4 protein-coding genes are annotated in these 6645 nt (G+C 67.9%); all 4 read right to left on the reverse strand.

Annotated elements, in window-relative coordinates; translation table 11 throughout:
* Positions 1-1717: DUF3604 domain-containing protein (locus ACIQ3R_RS13320; protein ID WP_397419277.1), on the reverse strand; the 1717-nt coding region annotated here is incomplete at its 3' end.
* Positions 1718-1738: 21 nt separating this feature from the next.
* The gene (locus ACIQ3R_RS13325) at positions 1739-3673 is read right to left on the reverse strand and encodes a DUF3604 domain-containing protein (protein ID WP_397419279.1); all 1935 of its coding nucleotides are present in this window, start codon (positions 3671-3673) and stop codon (positions 1739-1741) included.
* Positions 3674-3714: 41 nt separating this feature from the next.
* On the reverse strand, positions 3715-4599 hold the full coding sequence (locus tag ACIQ3R_RS13330; RefSeq protein WP_397419283.1) for an enoyl-CoA hydratase-related protein: 885 nt from the start codon (positions 4597-4599) through the stop codon (positions 3715-3717).
* A gap of 11 nt (positions 4600-4610) precedes the next feature.
* Complete coding sequence (locus ACIQ3R_RS13335) at positions 4611-6476, reverse strand: alkyl/aryl-sulfatase (protein WP_397419281.1); 1866 nt, start codon at positions 6474-6476, stop codon at positions 4611-4613.
* Between the last annotated feature and the right edge of the window lie 169 nt (positions 6477-6645).

Genomic DNA, 6645 nt, shown 5'->3' on the forward strand with positions numbered 1-6645 from the left:
TGCAGGTGGAGAGGTCAACGGCGGCCCCGTTGCCGGGGCAGCGGTTGGTCGCCGGATCCACCTTCAGCCCGTCCGAGCAGGCGACATCAAACACCTTCTCCTTGGCCTCGCCGTTCTCGATCCAGCCCTTCACCACCTGAGCGCGCTGCAGGTAGCCGGCCCGCGGATCGCGCACCGCCCAGACCAGGAACTTGGGCGCCTTGCCCCGCGCCGCCAGCAGATCCCCGCCCATCGGCACGCCTCGGGCATAGGCCTGACGCACCGTATCGGCGCGGCTCAGCAGATCCGCCGGGAAGTCGTGGCTGGCGAAGAACCGCACCTTGATGCGCGGACCCGACGTCGCGAACGTCTCCTTCCGGCGCATCGCCGCATAGATCGCCTCGCGGCTGTTCTCCTCCGCCCAGACGCCCGCAAGGCCCGAGGCGCCCCAGGCCTGATAGCGACCGCCGGCCGCGGCCGGGTCGGTCCCGTGCCAGTCCCGGGCCCCCAGGGGCGGGGTCGAGCCGCGCAGTTCGGGGCGTGAATCCGGGCGTCCGGTCTTTGAGAAGTAGTTCGGTTCCTCAACACTGCCCGGCGCCGCATTATGCGTGTCCGAGGCGCCGATGAGTCCGAACTTGAACGGGTTCGCGCCGACCTTCTCACGGATGATGATCCCGTCCTGAAGCGCGCGGCGCACATAGCCGCCCCAGAACTTGGTGATGGCCTTGGGCTGGCCGATATAGCTCTCCATGATCTCGAAATTGGCCCATTCGTCATTGGGCGAAAGCGAGGGATGGGTGTCCGACGTGCCCTTGATCTGGGTCATCTCGACAATCGGCTCGTTGCGCATCCGAGCTTCGGCATAGGCCTTGTCTATGGACTGCCCGTTGAGCCGGACGCTGTCGAACATCAGCCCGTCAGAGCCGTTGGAGTTGTGCGGAATGGCCATCGCTTCGACGCCCTTGGCCCGCCATCCGTCCATGGCCTTCCAGAGGTCTTCCGGATCGCGCGACATGTTGGCGTTGAACGGCAGCTCCGAGACCCGGCCGTCCCGATAGATCACATTGCGGTGCAGGTTCCGTCCATCGGGCGCCGAGGTGTACTCATAGCCGACAAAGGTGGTGAAGCGCCCCGGCTCATTGTGACGGGCGGCCGCCTCCTGGACCTCGCGCCAGGCCCGGGAGACGATCTCCCGGTCGCTGAACTCCGGCGGCAACGTGCCGTCCCGGAAGCCGGTGACGATGCGGCTGAACGCGCGACCGATCGCCGCCGGATCGCTCGAAAACAGGCCCTCGGTGACCGGCAGCTTCGACAGCGGGCTCTTGGGGTCGTTGGCCTCGCGGATGGCCCCCATGAACTCCGCGTGGTCGGTCACCGCGGTGAAGTCGAGCGGACCGCCCGCCAGCCTTATGTCAAACCCGCCGGCATGGCCGATCGCCTCGCCCTTGGCGAACCGATAGGCGTCGTCCGGCGTCTTGCGGACGTTGAAGATATAGGCGTCGAACGACAGGTGCGTGTGCACGTGCAGATCGCCGAAATAGGCGTTGCGATCCGGATCATATCCCGGGAGCCGGCCGGTCGCCGACGGAGCCGCCGTCCGAGCTGATGACGCCGGCGTTGTCGCTGCCGCTTCGGCCTTCTTCCCGCCGCCGGACTGCGCGCTGAGCGCCGTGCCGGCGACAAGCGCGCCCACGGCCACCGCTGGGATTCCATACCGCGCCAGTTCACGAAGTTTCATGGCCATCATAATCTCCTAAGCTCAGGCTGCGGGCTCGACCCATATGGCGGACGACCAGGCGCGCTCCATGATGGTCGGGGCGAGCTTGGGGTTGGGAGGCGTGCCGTTGCGCAGCGCGTCCCAGGTGGACCAGCGGCAGGAAGGGTTCTCAAGCACCCGGACATAGTAGAAGGCCCGCTGCTTGGGATCATAACCCGGGTCCGACCAGACCGTGCGCAACTCGACGTCGCCCTTGAAGGGTTCGGGCCGGCACGACGCGAGATCGACCCGCGCCCCATTCGACGGGCAGCGGTTGGTCGCCGGATCCACCTTCAGGCCGTCCGAGCAGGCGACATCGAACACCTTCTCCTTGGCCTCGCCGTTCTCGATCCAACCCTTCACCACCTGAGCGCGCTGGAGATACCCCGCATTGGGGTCCCGAACCGCCCAGACCAGGAACTTGGGCGTCTTGCCCCGCGCCGCCAGCAGGTCGCCGCCCATGGGCACGCCGCGGGCATAGGCCTGACGCACGGTATCCGGACGGCTCAGCAGATCCGCCGGGAAGTCGTGGCTGGCGAAGAACCGCACCTTGATGCGCGGACCCGACGTCGCGAACGTCTCCTTCCGGCGCATCGCCGCATAGATCGACTCTCGGCTGTTCTCCTCCGCCCAGACGCCCGCAAGGCCTGACGCCCCCCAGGTCTGGAATACAGGTGGATTGGCTGGCGGCGGCGCGCTCCAGTCGCGGGCGCCGTTGGCGGGGACGGAGCCGCGGAGTTCCGGCTTCCCGTCGCGGCGCGCAGTCTTGGAAACGTAGTTCGGTTCCTCCACGGTGCCGGGCATCGCGTTGTGGGTGTCCGACGCGCCGATGAAGCCGAACTTGAACGGGTTCGCGCCCACCTTCTCGCGGATGATGATCCCGTCCTGCAAAGCGCGACGCACATAGCCGCCCCAGAACTTGGTCACATCGATGTTGGAGCCGATGTACTTCTCCATAATCTCGAAGTTGGCCCACTCGTCGTTCGGCGACAGCGAGGGGTGGGTGTCGGACGTACCCTTGATCTGGGTCATCTCCACGATGGGCTCGTTGCGCATGCGCAGCTCGGCGTAGGCCTTGTCGACCGGCTGGCCGTTGCGCCGCACGCTGTCGAACATCATGCCGTCGGAGCCGTTGGAGTTGTGCGGGATGGCCAGAGCCTCGACGCCCTTCGACCGCCAGGCGTCCATGGTCCGCCAGAGGTTTTCCGGATCGTTGGAATCGCTCGCCGAGAACGGCATGGGCGGCGCGACATCCCTGAAAATCACGTTGCGGTGCAGGTTCTTCCGGTCGGGCGCCGAGGTGTATTCGTAGCCGACAAAGGTCGTGAACCGGCCCGGCCGATTGTGGCGTTCGGCCGACTCGATGGTCTCCCGCCAGGCCGCCGAGGTGATCGCCGGATCGCTGTACTCCTTCGGCAGCGTACCCTCGCGCCGCCCCCTGTTGAAATCGTCGAACGCGCGCGCGATCTCGGCCGGATCGGGGCTTTGCAGGCTCTTGGAGAAGGGCAGCTTGGAGAGCGGGCTGGCCGGATCGCCGGCTTCGCGCACCACCGCCATGTACTCGGCGTGGTCCGTGACGGCCACAAAGTCCAGCGGTCCGCCCGCCAGTCGGACCGAGTAGCCGGAGGCGTGACCGAGTGGTTCGCCCTGGGCGAACCGATAGGCGTCGTCCGGGGTCTTTCGTTCGTTGAAGATGTAGGCGTCATTGGAGATGTAGGTGTGGACGTGGAGGTCGCCGAAGTAGGCGTTCCGGTCCGGGTTGTGGCCCGGCAGGCGGTCCCGTGCGGCTCCGCCCTTCGCCGCAGAGCGTGAGGCTTGCGACTCGGGCTTGCCCGACCCGCCGCCTTGCTGAGCGCCGACTGCAGCCCCCGCGATCACAACTCCGACCGCCGCCGCAGGCAGCACATATCGCAGAGTTGATCCCAGCTTACGTCCCATACCCGTCTCCTCCTGCCCGGTTAGCCCGGGTCACCCATGCCTCAACGATATTCCGGCTCGTCCCATTCAGGCCATAGCTCTGGCAGGCCGGCCGATACCCGGTCCGGAAACGCCGCGGGCCGCTTGTCCAGGAACGCTTGGATGCCCTCCCGCGCGTCGTCCGACGCGCCGCGCAGGCGCATTGATCGGCTGTCGGCCCGATGCGCCTCCATCGGATGGTCGGCGGCCAGGCCGCGCCAGATCAGTTGCCGCGTCACCGCCATCGACATCGGCGCGGCGTTCTCCACGAACTCAGCCGCCAGGGCGCGCGCGGCCGGCAGAAGCTCGTCGGGCGCGTGCAGCGAGCGCACCAGCCCGCGCTCCTTGGCCTCGGAGGCCGGGAACAGGCGACCCGAATAGCACCACTCCAGCGCCGTCGAGGCGCCGACGATCCGCGGCAGGAACCAGGACGAAGCCGCCTCCAGCGCCAGCCCTCGCCTTGCGAAAACGAAGCCGAAGCGCGCCTCGGTGGAAGCCAGCCGGATGTCCATGCCCAGCTGCATCGTCGCCCCGACGCCGACCGCCGCCCCGTTCACGGCGCAGATCACCGGCTTCAGGCTCTGGAAGATGCGCAGGGACACCCGCCCGCCGCCGTCGCGCGTAACGTCGCCGGTGTCGCCCGCCGCCCGGCGTTCGGCCTCACGGGCGCCCGCATCGAACGTGGCGCCGCCCGCCCCCAGGTCCGCGCCGGCGCAGAAACCCCGCCCCGCGCCGGTCACGATCACCGCCTTTACCGCATCGTCGGCGTCGGTCGCATCGAAGGCCGCGATCATGTCCAGCATCATCTTGGGCGTGAAGGCGTTCAGCCGGTCCGGCCGGTTCAGCGTGATCGTCGCGATCCCGTCAGCGACGTCGTAGAGCAGGGTCTCGAAGGTGGGCTGGGGCATCGGAGCTCTGGTCATGGGGCGGCGATCTCGAACCAGAGGTCGAAGCGGTCGAGCAGTCCAAGCAAGGCGTGCAGTTGTTCAGACCCATCGCCGGCGACCTCCACCTCCTCCGGCGGCTTGGCGCCCATCACCAGGTCGATCAGTCCGTCGCGCGTCACCCGCGCCTCAGGGCCGCCGTCGCCCGGTCGATGCCGCAGTACGGCGTTCTCGAGCCGCACCGCGAAGCGTTCGCCGGTGTCGGCGAACACCACCGTGAAGGCCAGGTCCGTTTCGCCGGCCGCCAGGCCGTTCACCCGGACCGACAGAGAATCCAGCAGGTTATCGGCCGGCATGGTCCGCAGTTGGCCGGCCGCCGCCTGGCGCGGCTTGTCGGCCTTGGGCCGCGGATTCCGCAGCTCCTGCGCGCCGGTCAGGTAGAAGTCGCGCCAGGGTCCGGACTCGGCCTGATAGCCCATCTGCTCCAGCGCATCGGCCTGCAGCGCGCGCGCCTCGGTATGGGTCGGCTCGGCGAACACCAGATGGCCGACAAGTTCGGCGACCCAGCGATAGTCGCCGGCCTCGAACGCCTTGCGCCCCTCGGCCATCACCGCATCCGCGCCGCCCATGGCCGCCACGTAGCGCGCGCCGGCCGCCTCCGGCGGGTGCTTGTGCAGATTGGCCGGGTTGCCGTCGAACCAGCCGAGATACTTCTGATAGACGGCCTTGGCGTTGTGGTTGAGCGTTCCGTAGTAGCTGCGGGTATGCCACTCGGCTTCCAGGCTGGGCGGCAGGCGCAGGACCTCGGCGATCTCCGTCGCGTTCATCCCGTGATTGGCCATCCGCAACGTCTGATCGTGGATGAATTTGTAGAGGTCCCGCTGCTTGGCCAGAAAGGCCCGGATCGCCCCCTCGCCCCAGCGCGGCCAGTGATGGCTGGCGAACATCACATTCGAGTCGGTCCCGAACATGTCGAGCGCCTCGTCGATGTAGTAGGCCCAGGCCTTGGCGTCGCGCACCTGCGCGCCTCTGGGCGTGTAGAGATTGTGCAGGTGGCAGGTGCAGTTCTCGGCCATGCAGAGCGCGCCGAACCTCGGGAAATGGAAGTTCATCTCCGCCGGCGCCTCGGTGTCGGGCGTCACCTGGAAGCGGATCTCCACACCGTCCAGCTCCAGTATCTGGCCCGTGTGATCGATGGCGACGGTGGGCGCCACCAACGCCACCCGACCGGTCGACGTGCCCTTGCCGAGCCCGGAATCGACGTGCCCACGCGCATCCTTGGGCAGCAGGCCGCCATACATGTAGGTGGCCCGGCGGCTCATCACGTTGCCGGCCAGGACGTTCTCCGCCACCGCCGCCTGCAGGAAGCCCTCCGGCGCCACAATCGGCAGGCCGCCGGCGATCTCATCGGCTCCCGCCACGCCCAGGATGCCGCCGTAGTGATCGACATGGCTGTGGGTGTAGATCACGCCCGTCACCGGCTTTTGGCCCACCGTCTCGCGCACCAGCTTCAGCGCCGCCGCGGCCGGCTGGGCCGAGGTCAGCGGATCGATGACGATCAGGCCTTCCTTGCCCTCGATGAAGGTCACGTTGGAGATGTCGAAGCCGCGCACCTGCCAGACGCCGGGCGTCACCTCGAACAGACCATGGATCGCGTTCAGTCGCGCCTGCCGCCAGAGGCTGGGATTGACCGTGTCCGGCCGTTCGCCATCGAGGAAGGCGAAGGGCGCCTGGCTCCAGGCTCCGGGCACGTCCGCGCCATCGAGGCTGCCCTTGAAGCCGCGCCGCGCAAGGACGAAGTCCGCACCGTCGTCGGCCGGCAGGCGCGCAGCCAACGCAGCGTGCGCGGCCTGCGTCGCCGCAGTCGCATCCTTGCGCAGGTCCGACGGAGCGCCCGTCATCGCATCTCCCCCCGGGAGTCGGGCTGAGTTCAGCCTCGAGGTCGACGCTAGAACCCCGACGGACGCGATTCAATCGCTATGTTCCGAAGCGGTATCAAAACTGCGGTTCGCCGAACTACGACGCGCCCAGGCTCAAGAGATTGTCCACCGGTCGGTAGAGCGCCTCCAG

Origin of the sequence: Phenylobacterium sp. (assembly GCF_044371015.1) — a bacterium.
Classification (GTDB): Bacteria; Pseudomonadota; Alphaproteobacteria; order Caulobacterales; family Caulobacteraceae; genus Phenylobacterium.